Origin of the sequence: Prauserella salsuginis (genome assembly GCF_024648885.1) — a bacterium.
Taxonomy (GTDB): domain Bacteria; phylum Actinomycetota; class Actinomycetes; order Mycobacteriales; family Pseudonocardiaceae; genus Prauserella; species Prauserella salsuginis.
On the sequence record NZ_JANBBF010000013.1, the window covers coordinates 422538 to 446011 of the forward strand.

General features: G+C 69.4%; 20 protein-coding genes. 12 read left to right on the forward strand and 8 right to left on the reverse strand.

Translation table 11 applies throughout. From position 1 onward, the window contains the following. The 3 genes from LY40_RS22330 to LY40_RS22340 form a co-directional block, all read right to left on the reverse strand. Complete coding sequence (locus LY40_RS22330; RefSeq protein WP_258938038.1) at positions 1 to 1191, reverse strand: MFS transporter; 1191 nt, start codon at positions 1189 to 1191, stop codon at positions 1 to 3. Positions 1192 to 1665: 474 nt separating this feature from the next. Beyond that, a complete protein-coding gene (locus LY40_RS22335) occupies positions 1666 to 1866 on the reverse strand; it encodes a DUF1918 domain-containing protein (RefSeq protein WP_183779446.1) in 201 nt (66 codons plus the stop codon). 73 nt (positions 1867 to 1939) lie between these two features. Next, positions 1940 to 2803 carry a TIGR03560 family F420-dependent LLM class oxidoreductase gene (locus LY40_RS22340; protein ID WP_258938039.1) on the reverse strand — a complete coding sequence of 288 codons (864 nt, stop codon included), beginning with the start codon at positions 2801 to 2803 and terminating at the stop codon, positions 1940 to 1942. A 318-nt stretch (positions 2804 to 3121) separates the two neighbouring features. Between LY40_RS22340 and LY40_RS22345 the strand changes: the two genes are divergently transcribed. The 8 genes from LY40_RS22345 to LY40_RS22380 all read left to right on the forward strand — a co-directional run bounded on the left by LY40_RS22345 (position 3122) and on the right by LY40_RS22380 (position 13574). Beyond that, positions 3122 to 4345, forward strand: coding sequence for an NADP-dependent isocitrate dehydrogenase (locus tag LY40_RS22345; protein ID WP_183779442.1), 1224 nt, complete (start codon positions 3122 to 3124; stop codon positions 4343 to 4345). A gap of 176 nt (positions 4346 to 4521) precedes the next feature. Next, positions 4522 to 4842, forward strand: coding sequence for an SH3 domain-containing protein (locus LY40_RS22350; protein WP_258938040.1), 321 nt, complete (start codon positions 4522 to 4524; stop codon positions 4840 to 4842). A 225-nt stretch (positions 4843 to 5067) separates the two neighbouring features. Next, on the forward strand, positions 5068 to 5877 hold the full coding sequence (locus tag LY40_RS22355; RefSeq protein WP_183779440.1) for an exodeoxyribonuclease III: 810 nt from the start codon (positions 5068 to 5070) through the stop codon (positions 5875 to 5877). A 554-nt stretch (positions 5878 to 6431) separates the two neighbouring features. Then, complete coding sequence (locus tag LY40_RS22360; protein WP_183779434.1) at positions 6432 to 7376, forward strand: peptidoglycan-binding protein; 945 nt, start codon at positions 6432 to 6434, stop codon at positions 7374 to 7376. A 316-nt stretch (positions 7377 to 7692) separates the two neighbouring features. Further along, positions 7693 to 8139, forward strand: coding sequence for a hypothetical protein (locus LY40_RS22365; protein ID WP_183785749.1), 447 nt, complete (start codon positions 7693 to 7695; stop codon positions 8137 to 8139). 95 nt (positions 8140 to 8234) lie between these two features. Then, positions 8235 to 10766, forward strand: a complete 2532-nt coding sequence (locus LY40_RS22370) for a bifunctional FO biosynthesis protein CofGH (RefSeq protein ID WP_258938041.1) — start codon at positions 8235 to 8237, stop codon at positions 10764 to 10766. 278 nt (positions 10767 to 11044) lie between these two features. Next, a complete protein-coding gene (yhjD, locus tag LY40_RS22375; protein ID WP_258938063.1) occupies positions 11045 to 12016 on the forward strand; it encodes an inner membrane protein YhjD in 972 nt (323 codons plus the stop codon). A 313-nt stretch (positions 12017 to 12329) separates the two neighbouring features. Next, a complete protein-coding gene (locus LY40_RS22380) occupies positions 12330 to 13574 on the forward strand; it encodes an MFS transporter (RefSeq protein ID WP_183784971.1) in 1245 nt (414 codons plus the stop codon). 140 nt (positions 13575 to 13714) lie between these two features. Here the strand turns inward: LY40_RS22380 and LY40_RS22385 are convergent, their stop codons facing one another. After that, positions 13715 to 14968: a D-alanyl-D-alanine carboxypeptidase family protein gene (locus tag LY40_RS22385; RefSeq protein ID WP_258938042.1), complete on the reverse strand. Its 1254-nt coding sequence runs from the start codon at positions 14966 to 14968 to the stop codon at positions 13715 to 13717. An 88-nt stretch (positions 14969 to 15056) separates the two neighbouring features. Here LY40_RS22385 and LY40_RS22390 point away from each other — a divergent pair, with 88 nt between their 5' ends. Together LY40_RS22390 and LY40_RS22395 are read left to right on the forward strand one after the other, a co-directional pair. After that, positions 15057 to 15311 carry an SCO4848 family membrane protein gene (locus LY40_RS22390; RefSeq protein ID WP_183779430.1) on the forward strand — a complete coding sequence of 85 codons (255 nt, stop codon included), beginning with the start codon at positions 15057 to 15059 and terminating at the stop codon, positions 15309 to 15311. A 289-nt stretch (positions 15312 to 15600) separates the two neighbouring features. Continuing rightward, positions 15601 to 16311 (forward strand): hypothetical protein, encoded by a 711-nt coding sequence (locus LY40_RS22395; protein WP_183779429.1) that lies wholly within the window; start codon positions 15601 to 15603, stop codon positions 16309 to 16311. A 151-nt stretch (positions 16312 to 16462) separates the two neighbouring features. Here the strand turns inward: LY40_RS22395 and LY40_RS22400 are convergent, their stop codons facing one another. The 4 genes from LY40_RS22400 to sdhC are packed head-to-tail and all read right to left on the reverse strand — an operon-like array spanning position 16463 to position 19947. Further along, positions 16463 to 17239, reverse strand: coding sequence for a succinate dehydrogenase iron-sulfur subunit (locus LY40_RS22400; RefSeq protein ID WP_183779427.1), 777 nt, complete (start codon positions 17237 to 17239; stop codon positions 16463 to 16465). Positions 17240 to 17273: 34 nt separating this feature from the next. Continuing rightward, positions 17274 to 19064: a succinate dehydrogenase flavoprotein subunit gene (sdhA, locus tag LY40_RS22405; protein ID WP_183779425.1), complete on the reverse strand. Its 1791-nt coding sequence runs from the start codon at positions 19062 to 19064 to the stop codon at positions 17274 to 17276. A gap of 23 nt (positions 19065 to 19087) precedes the next feature. After that, positions 19088 to 19501 (reverse strand): succinate dehydrogenase hydrophobic membrane anchor subunit, encoded by a 414-nt coding sequence (locus LY40_RS22410; protein WP_183779423.1) that lies wholly within the window; start codon positions 19499 to 19501, stop codon positions 19088 to 19090. Continuing rightward, positions 19501 to 19947 (reverse strand): succinate dehydrogenase, cytochrome b556 subunit, encoded by a 447-nt coding sequence (gene sdhC / locus LY40_RS22415; protein ID WP_183779421.1) that lies wholly within the window; start codon positions 19945 to 19947, stop codon positions 19501 to 19503. Before sdhC ends, LY40_RS22410 begins: the two co-directional genes overlap by 1 nt. A 620-nt stretch (positions 19948 to 20567) precedes the next feature. Between sdhC and LY40_RS22420 the strand changes: the two genes are divergently transcribed. Further along, entirely contained in the window at positions 20568 to 21686 is a 1119-nt protein-coding gene (locus tag LY40_RS22420) for a BMP family lipoprotein (RefSeq protein ID WP_183784967.1), read from the forward strand. A gap of 223 nt (positions 21687 to 21909) precedes the next feature. After that, positions 21910 to 23445 (forward strand): ABC transporter ATP-binding protein, encoded by a 1536-nt coding sequence (locus LY40_RS22425; protein WP_183779419.1) that lies wholly within the window; start codon positions 21910 to 21912, stop codon positions 23443 to 23445. Positions 23446 to 23474 lie beyond the last annotated feature (29 nt).

A 23474-nucleotide genomic window follows, 5' to 3' on the forward strand; every position in this document is an offset into this window, starting at 1 on the left:
TCACACCAGTGCCGGTTCCTCGGCGCGGGCGGCGACGGTGGCCGCCCGCTCCCGGCGTTCGGTGACCGCAGCCACGGCGGCCAGGCTCAGTCCCAGCGCGGCCAGCAGTGCTCCCACCCAGTTGGGGGAGACCAGGCCGAGTCCGCCGGCGATGACGAGGCCGCCCAGGTAGGCGCCGATCGAGTTGGCGATGTTGAACGCCGACTGGATCGCCGCCGACACCAGCGACGGGCTGCCGCCCGCCTTCTCCATCACGCGGGCCTGCAGGATCGGGCCGACCATGAACGACGTGACGCCCACCAGGAAGATCGTGACCGTCGCGCCGATCTTGCTGCCCGCGGTGACGGTGAACATCGCCAGCACGACGGCCAGGCTGCCCAGCGCGCCGCACAGCGCGGGCGTCGGGTTGCGGTCGGCGAGCCGTCCGCCGAGGAAGTTGCCCAGTGTCATGCCGACACCGGCCAGCGACAGCAGCAGCGTCACGGTCGCGGGGTCGAACCCGGCGACGTCGGTCATCATCGGCGTCACGTAGCTGAGGCAGGCGAAGCCGCCGCCCATGCCGAACGTGACGATCGCCAGCGCCAGCCACACCTGCGGCTTGCGGAAGGCGGCCACCTCGCCGCGCAGCGAGGCGCCCGCGGGCGCTCCCTGGTACGGCACCAGGCGCATCACGGCGACCAGTGCGACGACGCCGATCAGCGCGACGACGGCGAACGTCGCACGCCAGCCGAATTGCTGGCCGAGCAGCGTTCCCAGCGGCACGCCGACGACGTTGGCGAGCGTCAGACCCATGAACATCATCGACACGGCCTTGGCCTTGGCGCCGCGGTCGACGAGGCTCGCGGCGACGACGGCGCCCGCTCCGAAGAAGGCGCCGTGCGGCAGGCCTGCGACGAACCGGAACAGCACGCCCAGGTCGTGGTTGGGGGACAGGACGAACAGGGTGTTGCCGGCGATGAACAGGCCCATCATCGCCATGAGCATCGTCTTGCGGGGCAGTCGCACGGCGACGGCGGTGAGCAGCGGAGCACCCACGACGACGCCGAGTGCGTACGCGGAGATCAGGTGGCCTGCTGCGGGGATCGAGACCCCGAAATCGGCGGCGGCCTGCGGCAGCACGCCCATCATGACGAATTCGGTCGTTCCGATGCCGAAGGCACCGATGGCCAGCGCGAGCAGCGCGACGGGCACGGTTCTCCTCTCGGGGGAGCGGGTCGGGTCGGGGCAGCCCGGTGGTGGTCGTCGCTGATCGGGGCCGGGCTTGCGTCCGCGCGGTGACGTGCACGGGCGCGCGGGCGGGGCGGGGTGACGGACTTGTTCGGTCGGCTCGACGGTTCAGGGGGTCGACTCGACTGGATCGTTCAAGTGACGTCGCAAAAAAAGAACAGTCGACCGCGGGCCGTCGCGGATAACTGCTCTCTACTCAAGTGTGAACGTATCGGTGTCCGGCTGTCATCCCGGCGCCGTGCCCACGGCCGGTGACGATCGCCACGACGCCGGGCGGTAACGCGCGGGCCCTGCCGGCGGCCTCGTCCGGGAGTTCCGTGCCGGTGCGCCGGGGCCTGCTGGTCAGGGCTCGCGCTCGGGCCCGGAGCAGGCCCGTGACCAGGGCCTCACGGGTGTGCGTCGGTGCGCGCCCCGCCTCGTCGCGCGAGGCGTGCAGGGTTACGACGACTGCTGCGTGTGGGTGTCCTCGACCTCGCAGTCCGGGCCGGGGAAGACGAGCCGTTCGTGACCGTCGGTGAAGCGCACCAGATAGGGCGGGCCGCCCGAATCGCCGCGAACCTCGACGATCTCGCCGAGCCGTTCGGGCTCGCCCACGACCCGGCCGTGCACGCGGATCCGGTCGCCGACTACTGCCTGCATGACGTTCACCTCCGCTGAGTGCGGTTGCCGGTGCAGCCCAGCGTAGGAGCGGTGGCATCGCCGGGCGAATCGATCACGCCGGGTCGCCGGACGGCCGGGTGGTCAGTGGTTCGGCGGCTTCGGCCAGCTGCTCGAGATACCCCGCAGGCACGTGGTGGGGCAGATTGAACACCACCAGGTCGAGGCCCGTGTCGCGGTAGGCGGCGGCCTCCTCGACGGCCGGTCCGATGCCGGTCTCGGCGTGGACGCGAACGTTCACCGACCGGGTGATCTCGGCCGGGTCCCGGCCGACGTCGGCGCAGTGAGCGCGCAGCACGTCGTCGAGCTCACGCCAGTGCTGCGGCGACCGGGCGCCCGCGTGCCACTGCTGCGCCCACCGCGCGGCCGCTCGCAGCGTGCGTTTCGGACCGGTGCCGCCGATGACGATCGGCGGGTGCGGCCGCTGCACGGGTTTCGGTTCGCAGCGCGCCCCGGTCAGGCGCACGTGCGTGCCCGCGAAGTCGGTGACCTCCTGCGACAGCAGGCCGATGATCGCCTGCACGCCCTCGTCGAACAGGTCGAAGCGCTCGCGCAGGGGCGGCAGTTCGATGCCGTAGGCGTCGCACTCCTGGCGCATCCACCCGGCGCCGAGGCCGATCTCGAGCCTGCCGCCGGAGATGACGTCGGTGGTGGCGGCCATGTTGGCCAGCACCGCGGGGTGGCGGTAGATCATGCCGCTGACCTGGCAGCCGATGCGGATCCGGCGAGTGGCTTGCGCCATGGCGGCGAGCATCGTCCACGCCTCGTAGTTCGGTGCGGTCAGGTCACCGGAGAGCGGGTAGAAGTGGTCCCAGTTCCACGCCGATTCGAACAGCTCGATGTCGTCGGCGGTCCGCCAGGTGTCGAGCAATTCCTGCCACGACGTGTGCTCGGGCTTGGTTTTGATTCCCAGTCGCATGGATGCCAGTCCTAGCCAGTCCTGTCGCGTCCGTCGCCGTGGGCAGCGGGGCGCTGTGGAGCGTGGTTGATCCCACGTGATCGATTCTGCCGCGATGTCTCCACTCGGGTGCTTCGGGCACGTAGATTGCGTGGTGAGCTGCGATTTGTCGGCGTCACTGTGGTCCGGAGGGCGTACTCGCCAGTAACCAGGGGGCGCCGGGCCGGTGTCCATTCAGCAGTACGCTTGTACCGCTACGCAACGGCTAATGCGCAGCGGTATCAGGCGAAGACGAACGCGAGATCCGCGACGCGAAAGCGAGAGGAGCGCCGCCAGCTCATGGCCAAGATCAAGGTCGAGGGCACCGTCGTCGAACTCGACGGCGACGAGATGACCCGCATTATCTGGCAGTTCATCAAGGACAAACTGATCCACCCGTACCTCGATGTGAACCTCGAGTACTACGACCTGGGGATCGAGGAGCGCGACCGGACCGACGACCAGATCACGGTCGACGCGGCGAATGCCATCAACAAGCACGGCGTCGGCGTCAAGTGCGCCACCATCACGCCGGACGAGGCCCGCGTCGAGGAATTCGGCCTGAAGAAGATGTGGCGGAGCCCGAACGGCACGATCCGCAACATCCTCGGCGGCGTCATCTTCCGCGAGCCGATCGTCATCCAGAACGTCCCGCGGCTGGTGCCGGGCTGGACGAAGCCGGTCATCGTCGGCCGTCACGCCCACGGCGACCAGTACAAGGCCACGGACTTCAAGGTCCCCGGCCCCGGCACGGTCACGATGACCTACACGCCCGCGGACGGCTCCGAGCCGATGGAGTTCGAGGTGGCGAACTTCCCCGAGGGCGGCGGCGTCGCGATGGGCATGTACAACTACCGCAAGTCCATCGAAGACTTCGCGCGTGCCTCGCTGCAGTACGGCCTCGACCGCGGTTACCCGGTCTACATGTCGACCAAGAACACCATCCTCAAGGCCTACGACGGCATGTTCAAGGACACCTTCGAGGAGATCTACGAGAAGGAGTTCAAGGCCGACTTCGAGGCGAAGGGCCTGACCTACGAGCACCGGCTGATCGACGACATGGTCGCCGCGTCGCTCAAGTGGGACGGCGGCTACGTCTGGGCCTGCAAGAACTACGACGGTGACGTGCAGTCCGACACGGTCGCGCAGGGCTACGGCTCGCTCGGCCTGATGACGTCGGTGCTGCGCAGCCCGGACGGCCGCACCGTCGAGGCCGAGGCCGCGCACGGCACGGTGACCCGGCACTACCGTCAGCACCAGCAGGGCAAGGCCACGTCGACGAACCCGATCGCGTCGATCTTCGCCTGGACCCGTGGCCTCGAGCACCGCGGCCAGCTGGACGGCAACTCCGAGCTGATCGGCTTCGCCAACAAGCTCGAGCAGGTCGTCATCGAGTCCGTCGAGAGTGGCAAGATGACCAAGGACCTCGCGTTGCTGGTCGGTGGTGACACGCCGTTCCAGACCACCGAGGAGTTCCTGGCGACCCTGGACGAGAACCTCCAGAAGAAGATGGCTCAGGGCTGAGAGCGGCCGTTTCGCTCCCACGGGCCCCGGCAGGACGACCTCCTGCCGGGGCCCGTCGCTGTGTGTGGTCGGTGTTCGCCGAGCCGAGTGGTTGCGACGTCCGGGTCTTACGGACGGGGAAACGCGGGCCGTACCCTGCGGGCTGAGTGCAGGTCGGGAACGGATAAGGAGCACTCGTGATACTCGGGATTCCGAAGCGGACACTGCTCATCCTCGTCGCGCTGATCGCCGTGATCGTGCTGTACGCGATGACCGGGGGTGAGCTGAGCTCGGAGGCCGAGGGCTCGGACGGCGACGGCGGCTGCAGTATGACGGTCGAGGCGGACGCGCTGAACGTGCGCTCCGGACCTTCCACCGGGGACGAGATCGTCGACAAGCTCGAACAGGACGCCGAAACCGACGCCACCACCGAGGTCCGCGACGGGTTCCGCAAACTCGCCGACGGCGAGTGGGCCGCGGACGACTTCCTCGAACCCGCCGACGGCGCCTCCTGCTGACCCACTCCGGGGCGCGCCCATGCCCCAAAGGGCACCTTGGTGGCACTGGGCGCCCCGAATCTCTCCCCCTGCGGCGCCGCCGTTCCGGGCATGTGTGTCGGCACCGCCGCGCGCAGCGTGTCCGTTCGGGTGGTGGTGGGAGGCGGGTGGGCGCCCCACCGGTTTCCCTCGCGGCGCCGCGTTCCGGCCGCGGGATCGTCGGGGCGGCCGGATAGCCTGGGGCGCGTGTTCACCGTCTCCACCGTCAACGTCAACGGCATCCGCGCGGCCGCGAAGAAGGGCTTCACCGAGTGGTTCGGGCAGACGCCCGCCGACGTCGTGGCCTGCCAGGAGGTGCGCGCCGACCTCGACGCCATCCCGAAGGCGCTCGTCGAGCCCGACGGCTGGCACGCCGCCCACGCCGTGTCCGAGGTGAAGGGCCGCAACGGCGCGACGCTGTACAGCCGGTCCGAACCGGAGGCCACGCGCATCGGGTTCGGCGAGGCCGAGTTCGAGGCGAGCGGGCGGTACGTCGAGATGGAGCTGCCGGGCGTCGTCGTGGCGAGCCTGTACCTGCCAAGCGGTGAGGTCGGCACGCCGCGGCAGGACGAGAAGGAGCGCTTCCTCGACGCCTTCCTGCCGTACCTGGTCGAACTGCGCGAGAAGGCGGCCGCCGACGGGCGCGAGGTCGTCGTGATGGGCGATTGGAACATCGCCCACGCCGAGATCGACCTGAAGAACTGGAAGGGCAACAAGAAGAACTCGGGTTTCCTGCCGGAGGAACGCGAGTGGATGAGCCGCGTGTTCGGCGAGGCGGGCTACGTCGACGTGCAGCGCAGCCTCGACCCGGAGGGCCCTGGCCCGTACACGTGGTGGTCGTACCGCGGGAAGGCCTTCGACAACGACTCCGGCTGGCGGATCGACTACATCGCCGCCACGCCGGGTCTGGCGGAGACGTGCAGCTCGGTGGTGGTCGAGCGGGCGCCGTCGTATGACCAGCGCTGGTCCGACCACGCCCCGGTGACGGCGACGTTCGACTGGGCGCCCGACTCCTGAGTGCAGTCGCTCCCACAAGCCGCGTCGCGGCGTCGTGATCGTTCCTGTTTCCGTCCCTGAGCGTGGCGGCTGGGGCCAGCGCGGTTGTCCGGCGGTTCTGGAGGTTCGATGGCGCGCAGCTGATCATGGACGTGGACACGGGAGCGGACGATTCCGTCCCGCTCATGTTCGCGGCACTCCATCCCGACCTCGAGCTCACCGGTGTGACCACCGTCAACACCGCCAGTGCACATCCGGTCTCTGTCGAAACGGTCGGTACCGCGACGGTCGGGCGAACCGTGATCGATGGTTGCCCGACGCACCGGACTCGGCGAATGCGCGTGTGGCACTCGACGCGAATGCCGAGCTGCTGACCGAGCTGTTGACGGAAACATGTGCCCGGGCGCCCTGATAGGGGCGATGTGTCTCTTCCCGACGAACGGAGGTCACTGACGCTACGGCGACTTCCGTCGGTACTGTCCGTGTTCTTCCGCTGGTTCACTCATGCTGCGAACGGGTGATACCGCTGCTCGGTGTCTCCGGCGCGTTCTGGCACGACGAACGAAGGAAGCACCGTGAAGAATCTCAGGACCGTCACCCGCCGTTCCATGCTCAGGGGAACCGCCGTGGCCGGGATGGCCGCTGCCGCAGGCCTCCTGATTCCGACCTCCGCGAACGCCGCGTCGACGGCCGACACCCAGAAGTCGCTCAAGGGGCTCTACTACTACCGCGGCGTGGTCGACGGCGACCTCGGCCCGATGACGATCAGCTCGGTCAAGGCGTTCCAGTCCGACCGCGGCCTCGTGGTCGACGGTGACCCGGGTCCGATCACCCAGGGCGAGCTCGCGAAGGTCGTCAAGGCCGTGCAGTCCGCCGTCGGTGTGGTCGCCGACGGTGACTACGGCTCCGTCACCATCTCGGCGGTGAAGAAGTTCCAGAGCTCGAAGGGGCTCGCCGTCGACGGCTACGCGGGCGCGAAGACGATGGCCGCGCTCGGCGTCCAGCGCAAGAAGGGCTCGGGCTCGGACCCCGACCCCGGTGGTTCGGGCGAGCTGGTCGTCATCAACCAGATGGACACCGGTCCGAAGAGCGACGAGAACTGCGGTCCGACCGCAGCGGTCATCACGCTGTACGCCCTGGACCGGCCGCCGTCGGGCACGCACAAGCAGGCGGTGATCAACATGCGTGAGGCCTGCCAGATCCCGGCAGGGACGTGGGGTTCCGACGTCAGCCACCTCATCCGTGGGCTGGGCGCGTACGACACGAACGCGCGGAAGGTGGACTACGCCAGCGCGCTCGCCGCCGCAGCGGACGGGAAGCCGGTGATCCTCAACGTGAACCACGGCGTCCTGCTGGGCGGTGCGCCGAGCTACGGGCACTACGTCGTCGCGCGGGGCACCAACTCGGCCGGTGACTTCTACGTGTCGGACCCCGGGCGCGCCAGCCTCGGCATCAAGAGCTACTCCCGCAGCCGCCTCGAAGCGGCCGCCAGGTACAACCGCGGCATCATCGTCGGTTGATCGTCGGGATCGCGCGGTTCGCCGGTTTCCGCCGACCCATGGTTCGGACGTCACACGTCCGAACCATGGGTCGGCGCTCTCCGGAGTGAGGTCGACCCGGGCGGAATCGGCGCCACGACCGTCCGGACGGCGTTCGACGGGACCGGGCCGGGTTTACACAACAGCTACTGCCCCCGCGCATACGTTGGCCCGAGCGGGTCGCTAGTCTCACCCGCGTCGTGGCGCCGATGGCGACTGGCGACACTGTCAGTAGTCTCTTCGTGGCCGACCTCACCTTGCGGGTGAAGGGCGGTGTGGTGATGCAGGAGGACGTGCGGTGGGCAGTTCTGACCGGGAGCCGGCTCATCCGACGCGCGCGGTACGCGTGTCGGCCGTGGTCGTGACCGCACTGACGACGTTCGGCGTGGTGACCCTCGTGAGCGCCCCTGCGGCGGCGGCTCCGGCGGCCCGCACGGTGGCCCAGCCGGCCCCGAACGCGATGGCCCTGGGCATGCTGGGCCCGGTCGGGCTGGCCGCGATCGTGCTCGGCGTCATCGGCATGGTCGCCGGTGTCATCCGCCAGCGTCGTAAGAAGGCCCGCGAGACCGCGACCGTGGCAGCCGGGGCCGAATCCGCCTCGGTGGATGCCGTGCAGGCAACGGCCGACGCTGCCGGCGCAGCGGTCCCGACCGTGGCCGGTGACACCGCCGGTCCCGCCCCGGTCCGGCCTCCCGGCCCGCGTGCCGCTGCGGACTCCGCCAGGACGAGCGTCACGGTCGACTGACCGCCGAGCCGGGTACGCTACCCCCGTTCGTGCTCCGGCCGGGTGTGAGTTCTCAGTCTTAGCGTCACGGTGATCCGGCGAATACTGTCGGGAGCATGGCTCGCCAGATCTCGCTTCCCCCTCCCGAACCCGCACCGTCGTCGTCGGCCATGCGCCGGGCCCTGAAACGGGCCGCCGACGGTTCCTCGCTCGACGTCACCGAGTCGGCCGTCCTGTTGCACGCCCGCGGTGACGATCTGAACGCGCTGCTGGACATCGCGAGCCGCGTCCGCGAAGCCCACCTGGCGGACCAGGGCAGAACCGGCGTCGTCACCTACAGTCGCAAGGTATTCATCCCGCTCACCCATCTGTGTCGGGACCGGTGTCACTACTGCACGTTCGTCACGGTGCCGGGCAAGGCCGAATCGCTGTACCTCGAACGCGACGAGGTGCTCGACATCGCCCGTGCCGGTGCCGCCGCGGGGTGCAAGGAGGCACTGTTCACGCTGGGCGACCGGCCGGAGGAACGCTGGCCGCAGGCCCGGCAGTGGCTCGACGAACGCGGGTATGAATCCACATTGGACTACGTGCGGTCGTGTGCCATTGCCGTACTCGAGGAGACGGGGCTGCTGCCGCACCTGAACCCCGGTGTCATGAGCTGGGAGGAGCTGCAGCGCCTGAAGCCCGTTGCGCCGAGCATGGGCATGATGCTCGAGACCACCGCGCAGCGTCTCTGGTCGGAGAAGGGCGGTCCGCACTACGGCAGTCCCGACAAGGAGCCTGCCGTTCGGCTGCGGGTGCTCGACGACGCGGGTCGCGTCGGAGTTCCGTTCACCACGGGCATCCTCGTGGGTATCGGCGAGACGATCACCGAACGCGCCGAGTCGCTCCACGAGATTCGCAAGCGTGCGCGGCAGTACCGGAACGTGCAGGAGATCATCGTCCAGAACTTCCGGTCCAAACCGGACACCGCGATGCGTTCCCACGAGGACGCGGACCTGGCCGAGCTCGCCGCCACCGTCGCCGTCGCGCGGCTGCTGATGCCGCCGGGGGTCAGTGTGCAGGCACCGCCGAACCTCGTCGGTGACGAGCATGCGCTGATCCTGCGTGCCGGCATCGACGACTGGGGCGGCGTCTCGCCGGTCACGCCGGACCACGTCAACCCCGAGGCGCCGTGGCCGCACGTCGACGAGCTCACCCGCTGGACCGCCGACGGCGGATTCGACCTGCGGGAGCGGCTGACCGCATATCCGAAGTACGTGCGCGACGCGGAGAAGTGGATCGACATCCGGCTGCACGGCCACGTCCGTGCACTGTCCACTGAGGATGGGCTGGCCGACGAATCCGCAACCGTCATCGGCCGCGAGTGGCAGGAGCCCGACGGCGGACTCGACACGGTCGGCCGCTCGGATCTGAACGCCACGATCGACACCGCGGGCAGGACGTCCGACCGGCGGGGCGACTTCGACAGCGTCTACGGCGACTGGGACGTCCTCCGCGACAGCGTCCACAACGGACCGCAGCGACTGGACACCGAGGCGCGTGAGGGGCTCCGGCTCGCCGAGCAGAACCCGGTCGCGCTGCTCGACGAGTCCAACGCCGAGGCGGCCATGGCACTGCTCACCGCCGACGGTCCGGCACTGGAGACCATGACGCGGCTCGCCGACGAACTGCGCGCCGACGTCGTGGGCGACGACATCACCTACGTCGTCAACCGCAACATCAACTTCTCGAACGTCTGCTACGTCGGCTGCCGGTTCTGCGCGTTCGCCCAGCGGGAGCGGGACGCCGACGCCTTCCGGCTGTCCACCGATGAAGTGGCCGCACGGGCCGTCGAGGCGTCCGAGGCAGGCGCCACCGAGGTGTGCATGCAGGGCGGCATCGACCCGAAACTGCCGGTCAGCTACTACGCCGACATCGTGCGCGCCATCAAGAAGGCGGTGCCGGACATGCACGTCCACGCGTTCTCACCGATGGAGGTCGTCTCGGCGGCGTCGAAGGCGGGCGTGAGCATCCAGGAGTGGCTCACCGAACTGCGCGACGCCGGCCTCGACTCGATCCCCGGCACGGCCGCCGAGATCCTCGACGACGACGTCCGCTGGGTTCTCACCAAGGGCAAACTGCCCGCGAAGACGTGGATCGACGTCGTCACGACCGCGCACCGCGTGGGCATCCCGTCGTCGAGCACGATGATGTACGGCCACGTCGACCACCCCGGCCACTGGCTCGGCCACCTGCGGGTGCTCGGCGGGATCGCACGGGAGACCGGCGGGTTCACCGAGTTCGTCGCGCTGCCGTTCGTACACCACAACGCGCCGATCTACCTCGCCGGCGTGGCACGTCCGGGGCCGACGATGCGGGACAACCGGGCGGTGCACGCCTTCGCGCGGCTGGCCCTGCACGGGCTGATCGACAACGTGCAGTGTTCCTGGGTCAAGCTCGGCGACGAGGGCACGGCGCAGATTCTCCGGGGCGGTGCCAACGACATCGGCGGCACGCTGATGGAGGAGACCATCTCGCGGATGGCCGGTTCGGAGCACGGCTCGTCGCGTACCGCCGACGAACTGGGCCAGCTCGCCGACCTGGCGGGCCGTCCGGCCAGGCAGCGCGGCACGACCTACGGCCGCACCCTGCAGCCCGCCGTGTAGGAATGCCCCCAAGGGCACCTTTGGGGCACTCAGCGCCCCAAAGGTGCCCTTGGGGCCCGTCGGCGTGCTCGCGCCGCTCCATCGGCGGGCGGCTGCGGTTGACGTAACAGGGGTGTCCCTGGGGAACGAGCCGGTCACGACCGGACGTCGCCGTGCACCGCCCGGGTGGGTGGTGCACGGCGACGGTGTGCGCGTCGGTTTGCACCCGTAAGTCCTGCGCCGTTAGCTTCCTGCGCGTGACAGAGCAGAAGGCGGAAAAAGAGGGGTTCCTGCCGCGGATGCGGCGTAAGTATCCGTGGCTGGACCACGTGATCAGAGCCAATGACGCCTTCACCGAGCGGCACGGTAACCACTACGCAGCCGCGATCACCTACTTCTCGGTGCTGTCACTGTTTCCGCTGCTCATGGTCGCGTTCTCGGTCGCAGGTTTCGTGCTGGCGGGCAATCAGGACCTGATGGACGAACTCCGGCAGGGCATCGTCACGTCGGCTCCCGAGGGGCTGCAGGGGTTCCTGGATCAGATCGTCGACTCGGTCACCAGGGCTCGCACGGGGCTCGGCGTGATCGGTCTACTCGGTGCGCTCTACTCCGGGCTCGGCTGGATGGGCAACCTCCGCGACGCGCTCACCGCGCAGTGGGCGCAGGAGCCGGCGAAGAAACCGTTCCTGTCCACGAAGCTGAAGGACCTGCTGGCGCTGGTCGGCCTCGGCGCGGCGCTCGTGTTGTCGTTCGGCCTCACCGCGGTCGGCGGTGCCGCGGGAGCGTGGCTGCTCGGACTCGTCGGCCTCGACGAGTTCGTCTGGGCCCAGTACGCCCTGCGCGCCGCGACGGTCGTGCTGTCGCTGGCCGCGAACGTCCTCGTGTTCACCTGGGTGATCTCCCAACTCCCGCGGGACAAGGTCAACCCGCGCAGCGCGGTGAAGGGCGCCGTGCTGGCAGCGCTCGGGTTCGAACTGCTCAAGAACGTGGGATCGTTCTACCTCGCCAGCGTCACGAGTTCGCCCAGCGGTGCCCTGTTCGGTCCGATCATCGGTCTGCTCGTGTTCGCCAACCTGGTGTCACGGTTCCTGCTGTTCGTCACCGCCTGGACCGCGACCGCGCGGGAGAACCAGGTCCGCGTCGTCGATCCACCGCCCGCGACCATCGTCCGCCCGAACGTCACCGTCCGCCGCGGCCCCGGCGTGGGCACGGCCGCGGGAGCGTTCGGCATCGGCGCGCTGCTCGGCTGGCTCGGCCGCAAACGACACTGACTCCTGACGGCACTGACTCCTGAGGCTGTGCATCCGGTGGTCCGTGACTCCGTGACTCCGTGACTCCGTGACGTCGTGACGGTGGCGCGGGCCGCGACCACGGCCGACCGCCGCCTGCCGTGACCGCGGCGGGTGCGGGCACCGTGGACCCCGGGCCGTTTCCCCGCGAAGGTCATTAGGCTCGCTCCGGAAGGAGTGTGCAGTGACCAATCCAGCTCCGGGAACCGGTTCCGGCGACGCATCCGACGCCACCCCTGATGACGTCTCCGCCGACCGCGGCTCCAGCGCAGCAACCGACGACGCCCCGGCTCCGGTGCGCCTGCCCCGCGAGGTGTACGTCCTGGTCGGCGCGAGCTTCCTCATCGCGATCGGCTACGGCATCATCGGGCCCGCCCTGCCGAACTTCGCCCACAGTTTCGACGTCGGCCTGACCGCGGCGTCGTTCGTGGTCAGCGCGTTCGCACTGGTGCGGCTGCTGTTCGCGCCCGTGAGCGGACGTCTGGTGACGCGGTTCGGCGAGCGCCCGACGTACCTGTGGGGCGTGTCGATCGTGGCCGCCTCGACGATCCTGTGCGCCTTCGCCGCCGAGTACTGGCAGCTGCTGTTGTTCCGCGCCATCGGCGGCGTCGGGTCGACGATGTTCACGGTCTCGGCGATCGGCCTGCTCATCCGAATCTCGCCACCGGAACTGCGTGGCCGTGCCTCGGGACTGTGGGGCACGAGCTTCCTTCTCGGCGGCGTCGCGGGCCCCGTGCTGGGCAGCGGGCTGGTCGCGGTGTCGCTGCGCGCGCCGTTCCTCGTCTACGGCGTGGCTCTCGTGGCCGCGACCGTGCTCGTGTACTGGCAGCTGCGCCGTTCCGACCTGGCCTCACGGGCCGACGAGGACGATGCGCCGACGATGACGTTCCGCGAGGCACTGCGCCACCCCACCTACCGCGCCGCGCTCACGTCCAACCTCACCAACGGCTGGGTCGTGCTCGGCGTGCGGATGTCGCTGATCCCGCTGTTCGTCGCTGCGGTCCTGGGCAAGGACGAGACGTTCACCGGGCTCGCGCTCGCCCTGTTCGCCGGGGCCAACGCGCTCGTGCTCCTCGGCTCGGGCCGGTTCGCCGACACCCGTGGCCGCAAGCCGCCGGCGCTCGCCGGGTTGGCGCTGCTCGCCGTCGGCACCGTGTCGTTGGGACTGTCCGAGAACACGTGGCTGTTCCTGGCCGCCACCGTGGTGACGGGTATCGGCGCGGGATTCCTCAACCCGTCGCACAACGCGGCCCTGGCCGACGTCCTCGGGTCGAAGGCGCGCGGAGGTTCGGTGCTCGCCGGGTTCCAGATGGCCGCCGACGTCGGTGCGGTGGTCGGCCCGCTGGCGGCCGGTGCGATCGCCGAGCAGTGGTCGTTCCCCGCCGCGTTCGCCGTCACCGGGGTCATCGCCGCGGGCGCGTTCGTGCTGTGGTTGTTGGCCAAGGAGACGCTGCCGTCGAAGGTCGGCCCCGCCGAGGACGCTCCCGCCGAGCGTGCCGCCGTGACCCGGTCCGCCGACAGCGCGGCGAGCGACGACTGAGGCGCGGCGACGGCTGCGGCGCGGCGAGGGCTGAGGCGCGGCGAGGGCTGCGGCCCGGGGGCGACGCCGTCGCGCGTGCGGTCCCGCGCGGGGCAGGACACCCCCGGTGCGGGCCCGCCCGGCATCGGGCGGGCCCGACGTCAGAGCTGTTCGTCCCGCGTGAGCGCGATACCGACGCCCGTCGCGACCGCCACGAGGATCACGATCCCGATGATCCAGCCGACGCCCGCCGACGACCCCTTCTCGCCGGCGGCGGCGCTGTGGCTGCCGCCCGCGGCGCCGGTCTCGTTCCCGGTACCCGTGTCGGCGGGGGCGTCCGTGCGTCGGGGTTGTGGCGGGGGAGGAGGCGGGGCGGTCGTGACCCGGCCGACGCCGGGCGTGCCGGCTGCGGCGAGTTGGAAGCCGTAGTCGAGCATGTTCATCGCCTGCTCGCTGAGCTTGATCGGCCGCTGTTCACCGCGCAACAGCACGACCGCGATGCGGCGGCCGCCCCGCGCCGCGCCGCCGACGTAGGTGTGCCGCGCATCGCTGGTGAAGCCCGTCTTGCCGCCGAGGAAGCCCGGGTACTCGGTGTGCAGCCGATCGTCGTTGGTGACGGGGTACGACGGCTCGCCCCGCGCACCGGGGAACTGGATCCGCCGCGTGCTCACGGCCTCGACGTAGCGCGGCTTCGTCATCGCGTACCGGTACAGCAGGGCCTGGTCGTAGGCGGACGTCACCATGCCCGGCCCGTCGAGCCCCGACGGCGTCGCCGCGCGGGTATCGGTCGCACCGAGGCGGTGAGCAAGGCGGTTCATCTTCCGCAACGCCGTGGGGAGCCCGCCGAGCGCCGTGGCCAGCGCGTGCGCCGCGTCGTTGCCGGACTTCATCATCACGCCCATCAGCAGGTCGTGCACCGTGTACGGCGAGCCTGCCTCGATGCCGACACAGGAGCATTCCTGGTCGGCGTCCTCCTTCGTCGGCCTGATGACGCGCTCCGGGGCGAGCTCGTCGATCACCACCAGCGCGAGCAACGTCTTGATCAGGGACGCGGGCCGCTGCCTGCCGTGGGGGTGCCGGGCGGCCAGCACCTGCCCACTGTCGAGGTCCTGGATGAGCCAGTTCTTCGCCGTCAGCGGCTGCGGTGGCTGCGGCGCGCCCTCCGGCAGGACGAACCCGCACTCACCGAGCCTGCCGCCGCCCGGAGTTTCGGCGGGCACGGGCAACGGCGCGGGAGCGCGCTGCCCGGGCTCGGGTTCCTCCGACTCGTCGACCGGTGGCGGCGGCAACGTCGCGTTCGGGCAGTTCGACTGGGCACGTGCCGCGGGCGTCGCTGCCGGCACCAGCGGCGCGCTCGTCACGACGAGAGCCGCGAGCGCGGCCACCACCAGACCTCGGATCCGAGCTGTATGCACTTGGGAAGGTTAGCCACGGATCGGTGGCGCCAAGCAGATGAATCCCCCGATGTGGGGTGACGGGCGTCATGTGAGGAGACTGGTTCCCATGCGCATGTCTCGCGGTGTTTCGGCGTTCCTGCTGGCGTTCGGCGTGTGGTCGTGGGTCATCTGGATCACGTTCGCCCGCAACCTGTGGAGCAGCGACAACGCGTGGGCGGCCGACGGGTCGCCGACGCCGTTCTTCTGGGTGCACCTGGTGCTGGCGATCGTCTCGTTCGTACTGGGCACGATCATCGGTGTCCTCGGCTGGCGAGGGTTGCGCGCCCTGCGCACGCGGCGGGATTCGCCGGACAACGGATGAGATCCCGCACCGCTCCCGGCGCCCGCTGTGTTCGCTTCTGCCGCGTGAGCGCGGCGCCGGGGAGCACAAGCGGGTGGTGCAGGGCCCGCTGAGTTGCAGGGCCCGTTGAGTACGGAGCCCGTTGAGTACAGGGCTCGCTGAGTACAGCGGCCGGGCGTGCAGCGCCCGTTGAGTGCAGTGGCCGGGTGTGCAGGGCCCGTCGAGTGCAGTCGACGTCCGCCGTTGATGACGGTTGGGTGACGACTCCGGTCCGAGGCAACGCGCGGGCGACCGAGGCGGTCGGAGTGACATGACCGAATCGTCCTGGAACCCGCGGCAGCCGGGTCCGCCGCCGCAGTCGTCCCAGCAGTCGCCGCAGCAGCCGGAGCCGCCGCGGGGCACTGATGCGTCCCAACCGCCCGAGACGTCACAAGGCCATGGGGCGTTGCAGAGCCCTGGACCGTCGTCGCAGCCGAACGGTCAGGATGCCGCAGGGCAGGATGCGGCGACGCCGCCGCACGGGCAACCAGCGGTGCCGCAGGCCGGCGGGCAGTCGCATCCGGCGCAGTCGTATCCGGCGCAGCCTTACCGGGCCGAGCCTCATCGACAGGCGTATGAGCCACAGGTTCTCCGGCAGCCGCAGCAGAACGGGTGCGTGCGCCGGGTTCCGCTGGTGGTGGCGGTCGTGGCCGGACTCGTACTCGGCGGCGGTGGTGTGGGCCTGACGTGGTGGCTGACGTCGGGGCCGGGCGAGGGAGCCGAGGCCGACGCGGCCGCGGCCTGTGCGGTCGCCGAGCGGGTCGAGCCGGGCGTGCCGTCGGAGAAGAACATGGGCGAGTATCGCCGGTGGGCCGCGGCCGTCGAGCTCGCGAACGCGGCCGCGGAGGAGGACCCGGCGCTGGAGCAGTTCGCCGAGGCGTTCGCGAAGCCGTATCTGCTCGTCCGGCAGACCATGGCCGACGACACTCCCGAGTTCCGACAAGCGGTCACCGGCATGCGGGCGGCCTGCGACGACCTGTGACCGCGCCGGGCCGGTGGCGAAGTGTTGGCCGGCGAAGGTGGTGCGTGCAACACGGGCCCCGGAACCCGCAACACGGGCCCGCGGACGAGAAAAAGGGCGTTCCGGCTCGTCGCGAGCCGGAACGCCCTTTTTCTCGTCGTGATCGAGGTGTTCACGTGCGCTTGAACAGCAGCGCGCGCTTGACCTCCTGGATCGCCTTCGTCACCTGGATGCCACGCGGGCAGGCGTCGGTGCAGTTGAACGTCGTGCGGCAGCGCCACACGCCCTCGGTGTCGTTGAGGATGTCCAGCCGCTCCTCGGCCGCCTCGTCCCGCGAGTCGAAGATGAACCGGTGCGCGTTGACGATCGCGGCCGGGCCGAAGTACGAGCCGTCCGCCCAGTACACCGGGCACGACGAGGTGCAGCAGGCGCACAGGATGCACTTGGTCGTGTCGTCGAACCGCTCGCGGTCGGCGACCGACTGGTAGCGCTCGTTGGTCGGCTCGTTGCCGTAGGCGATCAGGTACGGCTTGACCGCACGGAACGCCTCGAAGAACGGCTCCATGTCGACATAGAGGTCCTTCATCGTCGGCAAGCCCTTGATCGGGGCCACCGTGACCGTGGTCTGCTTGCCGTCCTTCGCCAGCAGGTCCTTGACCAGGACCTTGCAGGCCAGCCGGTTGATGCCGTTGATCTGCATCGCGTCCGACCCGCAGATGCCGTGAGCACAGCTACGACGGAACGACAACGTGCCGTCCGCGTAGTTCTTGATGTTCATCAGCAGGTTCAGCACACGGTCGGTCGGCAGCGCCGGGACGTCGTAGGACTCCCAGTGCGGCTCGTTGTCGATCTCCGGGTTGAACCGCAGGATCTTCACCGTGATGGTGACGGAGCCTTCCGGAGCCGGGATCTGCGACGTGTCGTTGGTGGGTTCAGCTACCGCTGTCATTTCACATCCTCCGCGTGCGGTGCGGCAGTACGCATCAGTACTTCCGCTCCATGGGCTCGTACCGGGTGAAGACGACCGGCTTGTAGTCCAGCCGCAGGTCGGCCGTGAACCCGGTGAGGCCCAGCGGCGCGTCCGGGTCCTCCTGCTCCGGCAGGATCTTGTACGTCATCGAGTGCCGCATGAAGTTGGTGTCGTCGCGGTCCGGGTAGTCCTCGCGGGCGTGACCGCCGCGGGACTCCTTGCGCGCGAGCGCCGCGTTCACCAGCATCTCCGCCAGATCCAGCAGGAAGCCCAGCTCGACGGCTTCGAGCAGGTCGGTGTTGTACCGCTTGCCCTTGTCGTGGACGGCGATGCGGCCGTAGCGCTCCTTGAGCGCCTGCACGTCGGACAGCGCCTGCTTCAGCGTGTCCTCGGTGCGGTACACGGCCGCGTTGGTGTCCATCGTCTGCTGCAGTTCGTTGCGGATGTCGGCCACACGCTCGCCGCCCGAGGCGGTCCGCAGGTGGTCGACCATGCCCTGCACCATCTTGGCCGGGTCCTCGGGCAGCTCGACGTGGTCGATCCCGTTGGCGTACTCCGCCGCGGCGATGCCCGCGCGACGGCCGAACACGTTGATGTCCAGCAGCGAGTTGGTGCCCAGCCGGTTCGATCCGTGGACGGACACGCACGCCGCCTCGCCGGCCGCGTACAGGCCGCCGATGACGGTGTCGTTGTCCTTGAGCGCCTCGCCCTTGACGTTCGTCGGAATGCCGCCCATGGCGTAGTGCGCCGTCGGGTACACCGGCACCGGCTCGTGCACCGGGTCGACACCCAGGTAGGTGCGGGCGAACTCGGTGATGTCCGGCAGCTTGGTCTCGAGGACCTCTTCGCCGAGGTGCGTGCAGTCGAGGTAGACGTAGTCCTTGTGCGGGCCAGCACCCCGGCCTTCGAGCACCTCGAGCACCATCGAACGGGCGACGATGTCGCGCGGCGCGAGGTCCTTGATCGTCGGGGCGTAGCGCTCCATGAACCGCTCGCCCGACTCGTTCCGCAGGATCGCGCCCTCACCCCGGGCGCCCTCGGTGAGCAGGATGCCCAGGCCGGCCAGGCCGGTCGGGTGGAACTGGTAGAACTCCATGTCCTCCAGCGGCAGGCCCTTGCGCGCGTAGATGCCCATGCCGTCGCCGGTCAGGGTGTGCGCGTTCGACGTCGTCTTGAAGACCTTGCCGAAACCGCCCGTGGCGAACACGATCGACTTGGCCTGGAAGACGTGGATCTCACCGGTCGCGAGCTCGTAGGCGATCGCACCGGAGGCGACCTGCTCGCCGGCCTCGTTGGTCGACATCGTCACGTCGAGGACGTAGAACTCGTTGTAGAACTCGATGCCGTGCTTGACGCAGTTCTGGTACAGCGTCTGCAGGATCATGTGCCCGGTGCGGTCGGCCGCGTAGCAGGCCCTGCGCACGGCGGCCTTGCCGTGATCACGCGTGTGACCGCCGAAGCGCCGCTGGTCGATCTTGCCTTCCTCGGTGCGGTTGAACGGAAGGCCCATCTTCTCCAGGTCCAGCACCGCGTCGATGGCCTCCTTGGCCATGATCTCCGCGGCGTCCTGGTCGGTCAGGTAGTCGCCACCCTTGACGGTGTCGAAGGTGTGCCACTCCCAGTTGTCCTCTTCGACGTTCGCCAGCGCGGCACACATGCCGCCCTGCGCCGCGCCGGTGTGGGACCGCGTCGGATACAGCTTGGTGAGCACGGCCGTGCGGGAGCGCTGACCGGCTTCGATCGCCGCGCGCATGCCGGCGCCACCAGCCCCGACGATCACCACGTCGTACTTGTGGAACTGCATGAGAAGTCTCCGTGTGGTGGGGTTCAGGCCGTGATGTTCGGGTCGAACGTGAAGATCACCAGCGTGCCGAGCACGAGGATGACGGCCATGGCGACGTACAGCAGCATCTTCAGCCAGAAGCGCGTGGTGTCCTTACGCGCGTAGTCGTCGATGATCGTGCGCAGGCCGTTGCCGCCGTGCAGCTGAGCCAGCCAGAGCATCGCCAGGTCCCAGAACTGCCAGAACGGCGAGGCCCAGCGGCCCGCGACGAAGGCGAAGTTGATGCGGTGCACGCCGTCGTCGAGGATGTTCATGATGAACAGGTGGCCCAGCACCAGGATCACCAGCGCGAGGCCGGAGATCCGCATGAACGCCCAGCTGTAGAGCTCGAAGTTGTTCCGGCGGGCCGCGGGGCGCCGCGGGGAACGCGGCTTGTCGAGAGTCAGCGATTCGCTCATCAGTGGCCGCCTCCGAACATTTCGCTCACGGTGCGCGCGAGCATGAAGTACGTGCCCGGGATCATCACGAGTACCCAGATGCCGAGGGTCGTCCACAACATCGGGCGCTGGTACTTGGGTCCCTTCTCCCAGAAGTCGACCAGGATGACCCGGATGCCGTTCAGCGCGTGGTAGAGCACGGCGCCGACGAGACCCACCTCGAGGAGGTTGACGAAGGGCGTCTTGTAGGTCTCGATGACCTCGTCATAGGCGTTCGGGGAAACCCGGACGAGCGCCGTGTCGAGCACGTGCACGAACAGGAAGAAAAAGGTGAGCACCCCGGTAACGCGATGCGCTACCCAGGACCACATGCCGGGGTCGCCGCGGTAGAACGTTCCGCTCCGGCGTGAGGCGCCCGCCCGATCACTCGCACCGGCCTCAGCGGCAGTGCTCGCAGTGGTGGACATCGGTGTACGGCCTCCAACGTCACTGATGGACTTCTCCGCCCGGCAGGACCGCGTCTTTTTCCGAGGTCATGGTGACCCGAGCGTCATATACGCGCCGAATGCTAGACCTGCCGGACATAGCGGGCTCAACCTCGGGTTCCCAGCTGTGATCGACCAGACAGCGCGCCCGCGCGCCCTACCGCAGGCCGAGCCGATTGTGAGGTCGTGCTGGTCACACCTTCGCGTGCATCTCGCGTGCCCGGGTTGTCGGAGCTTCGCCGCCGTTGCGACGTGCCCCGAAGGGCACCTTCGGCCTCGAACACAGCCACGCGTCAGCGTGTCCGAGAGGGGAGGTGGTCGGGCTGGCGGGCGCCCCAACGGTGCCCTTCGGGGCAGCATCGACCCTCGGGGTTTCGCGACGTTCGGGGGTAACACTGCGTGAGCCCTACACGGCAGGATTGGCCGGAACTTAAACATTTGGATTACACGGAGTTCCGTGTGGCTGCCGTGTAGGTCACGGAGCGGTACGGTTCGCCAGTCCGCCCGATGAACCGGGCACATCTTCAGTTCGTCCGCCCGCAAGGCGGGAAGGGAGTGACACCGTGCGTCGAAAGCGTGGTGGAGCGCTGGCGGCAATCGCCATGGCCGGCGTGCTGGCAATGGCGGGCTGCGCCAAGGATTCCGGGGGCGATGGGAACCAGGCAGCGGGCGAGGGCGGCGGTGGCGAACCGGGCAGCTGCGTCACCAACGAGGCTCCCGCCGCGCCCGAGGGCAATGGGGAAGAGCAGACCACCGAGCACGGCGACATCGATGCGAGCGACCACAAGATCGGCCTCGCCTTCGACGTCGGCGGCCGGGGCGACGCCTCCTTCAACGACGCCGCGGCCGCGGGCGTCGACAGGGCGGTCGAGGACTTCGGCGCCGAGAAGGGCAGCGAGAGCCCTGCCGCGGGCAGCGAGTCGGAAGCCGCCAAGGAGCAGCGGCTGCGGCAGATGGCCGAGCAGGGCAACAACCCGATCATCGCGGTCGGGTTCGCCTACGCCGAGGCCGTCGGCAAGGTCGCGCCGCAGTACCCGGACACCGAGTTCGCGCTCGTCGACGACAACTCCGTCGACGAGAAGAACGTGACTCCGCTGGTGTTCGCCGAGGAGGAGGGCTCCTTCCTCGCCGGCGTGGCCGCGGCGTACAAGACGTCGGAGTGCCAGGTCGGCTTCGTCGGCGGCGTGCAGACGCCGCTGATCCAGAAGTTCCAGGCCGGCTTCGAACAGGGCGTCAAGGCCGCAGGCGGCGACAACATCGAGGTCAAGAGCGAGTACCTCACGCCGGCGGGTGACATCAGCGGCTTCAACGACCCGGCCAAGGCCAACGTGAAATCGAAGTCGATGATCAGCCAGGGCTCCGACGTGCTGTTCCACGCGGCCGGTGCGTCCGGGCAGGGCGTGTTCGAGGCGGCCGCCGAAGGCGACGCACTGGGCATCGGTGTCGACTCCGACCAGTACAAGCAGAAGACGCTGGCCGACGTGAAGGACGTCATCGTCACGTCGATGCTCAAGAAGGTCGACGTCGCGGTGTACGACTACATCGCCGCCGTCGCCGACGGCAATCCGGACGATCTGCCGGAGCGGTTCGACCTGTCGGTGGACGGCGTGGGCTACTCGAAGTCCAACCCGGACATCGAGGACATCACCGAGGAGCTCGAGGGCTACAAGAAGGCCATCGTGGACGGTGACGTCGAGGTTTCCGAAACCCCTGAAGGCTGACGTCGGGCCGGATCAGGTCTGACCATGCGTGGGGCTCGCGGGCGGTATGACGCCGTCGGCGAGCCCCACGCGCTGCTTTCCGGCGCTTTTCCCGCACCGGAGCGCGTGTATCTGCTTTGATCGCTCCGCGTGGCAATGGAGCCCACCGGCTCGCCGCCATGCGGGGTCCGCCGCCTGCGGCGACTCTGCCAATCCAGCCCGCTCGAACGAGGCGAAAGAACAGATGACCGAACCGGAACCGGTGGTCGAACTCACCGGTATCACCAAACGCTTCCCCGGCGTGGTGGCCAACTCCGACGTGCACCTGACCGTGCGCGCCGGCGAGGTCCACGCCGTGTGCGGCGAGAACGGCGCGGGCAAGTCCACGCTGATGAAGATCCTCTACGGGATGCAGCAGCCGGACGAGGGCACCATTTCCGTCGGCGGCCAGGTCGTGGAGCTGCGCAACCCGCAGGACGCGATCAGGGCAGGCATCGGCATGGTGCACCAGCACTTCATGCTCGCCGACAACCTGACGGTGCGGGAGAACGTGCTGCTCGGCGCGGAGGGCCGCCACGGCATGGGCCGCAAGGCGCGCGCCGAACTGACGAAGCTCGCCGAGCGGACCGGCCTGCACGCCGACCCGGACACGCTGGTGGAGAACCTCGGCGTCGCCGACCGGCAGCGCGTCGAGATCGTGAAGGTGCTCTACCGCGGCGCGCGCATCGTCATCCTCGACGAACCGACGGCCGTGCTGGTGCCCCAGGAGGTCGACGCGCTGTTCGAGACGGTCCGCGAGATGCGGTCCGACGGCTACACGTTCATCTTCATCTCCCACAAGCTCGACGAGGTGCGGTCGATCGCCGACGAGGTGACGGTCATCCGGCGCGGCACGACCGTCGGCACCGTCGACCCGGCCACGGTCACCTCGCGTGAGCTGGCCGAGATGATGGTCGGATCGGAGCTGCCGAGCCCGGAGACCCGCGAGTCGACGGTGACCGACCGCCCGGTGCTGCGGATCAGCGGGCTGCGGCTCGACGCCGACGACAGCGAGCGGGCGGTGCTAGACGACGTGTCGCTGACCGTGCGCGCGGGCGAGATCCTCGGGATCGCGGGTGTCGAGGGCAACGGCCAGACCGAGCTGGTCGAGACCGTCATGGGCATGCGCAAGGCGTCGGCGGGCACGGTCGAACTGGCCTCCGGCGACGGCGAGCTGCGCGACATCACGCGCCTGGGCACGCTCGCCAGGCGGGAGGCGGGGATCGGCTACATCGCCGAGGACCGCCACCGGCACGGGTTGCTGTTGCGGCAGCCGTTGTGGAGCAATCGGATCCTCGGCTATCAGACCCGTAAGCCGGTCTCGAACGGCCGGCTGATCGATCCCGGCGCGGCGCGGCGGGACACCGAGCGTGTCGTCGAGGAGTACGACGTCCGCACGCCGGGCGTGGAGGTGCTGGCCGGCGCGTTGTCGGGCGGGAACCAGCAGAAGCTCATCGTGGGCAGGGAGCTCTCGGGTGAGCCGGTGCTCCTCATCGCGGCGCATCCGACCCGCGGCGTGGACGTCGGGGCGCAGGCGCTGATCTGGGAGCAGATGCGCGCGGCCCGCCACGACGGGCTGGCGGTGCTGCTCGTCTCGGCGGATCTGGACGAGCTGATCGGACTGTCCGACACCATCCGCGTGATGCTCCGCGGGCGTCTCGTGAGTGAGGCCGACCCGGCGACCGTGACGCCGACCGAGCTCGGTTCCGCCATGACGGGTGCGGGGGAGGAGGCCGCGTGAACGAGAATTGCGGAGCTTGCGGAGCGGCG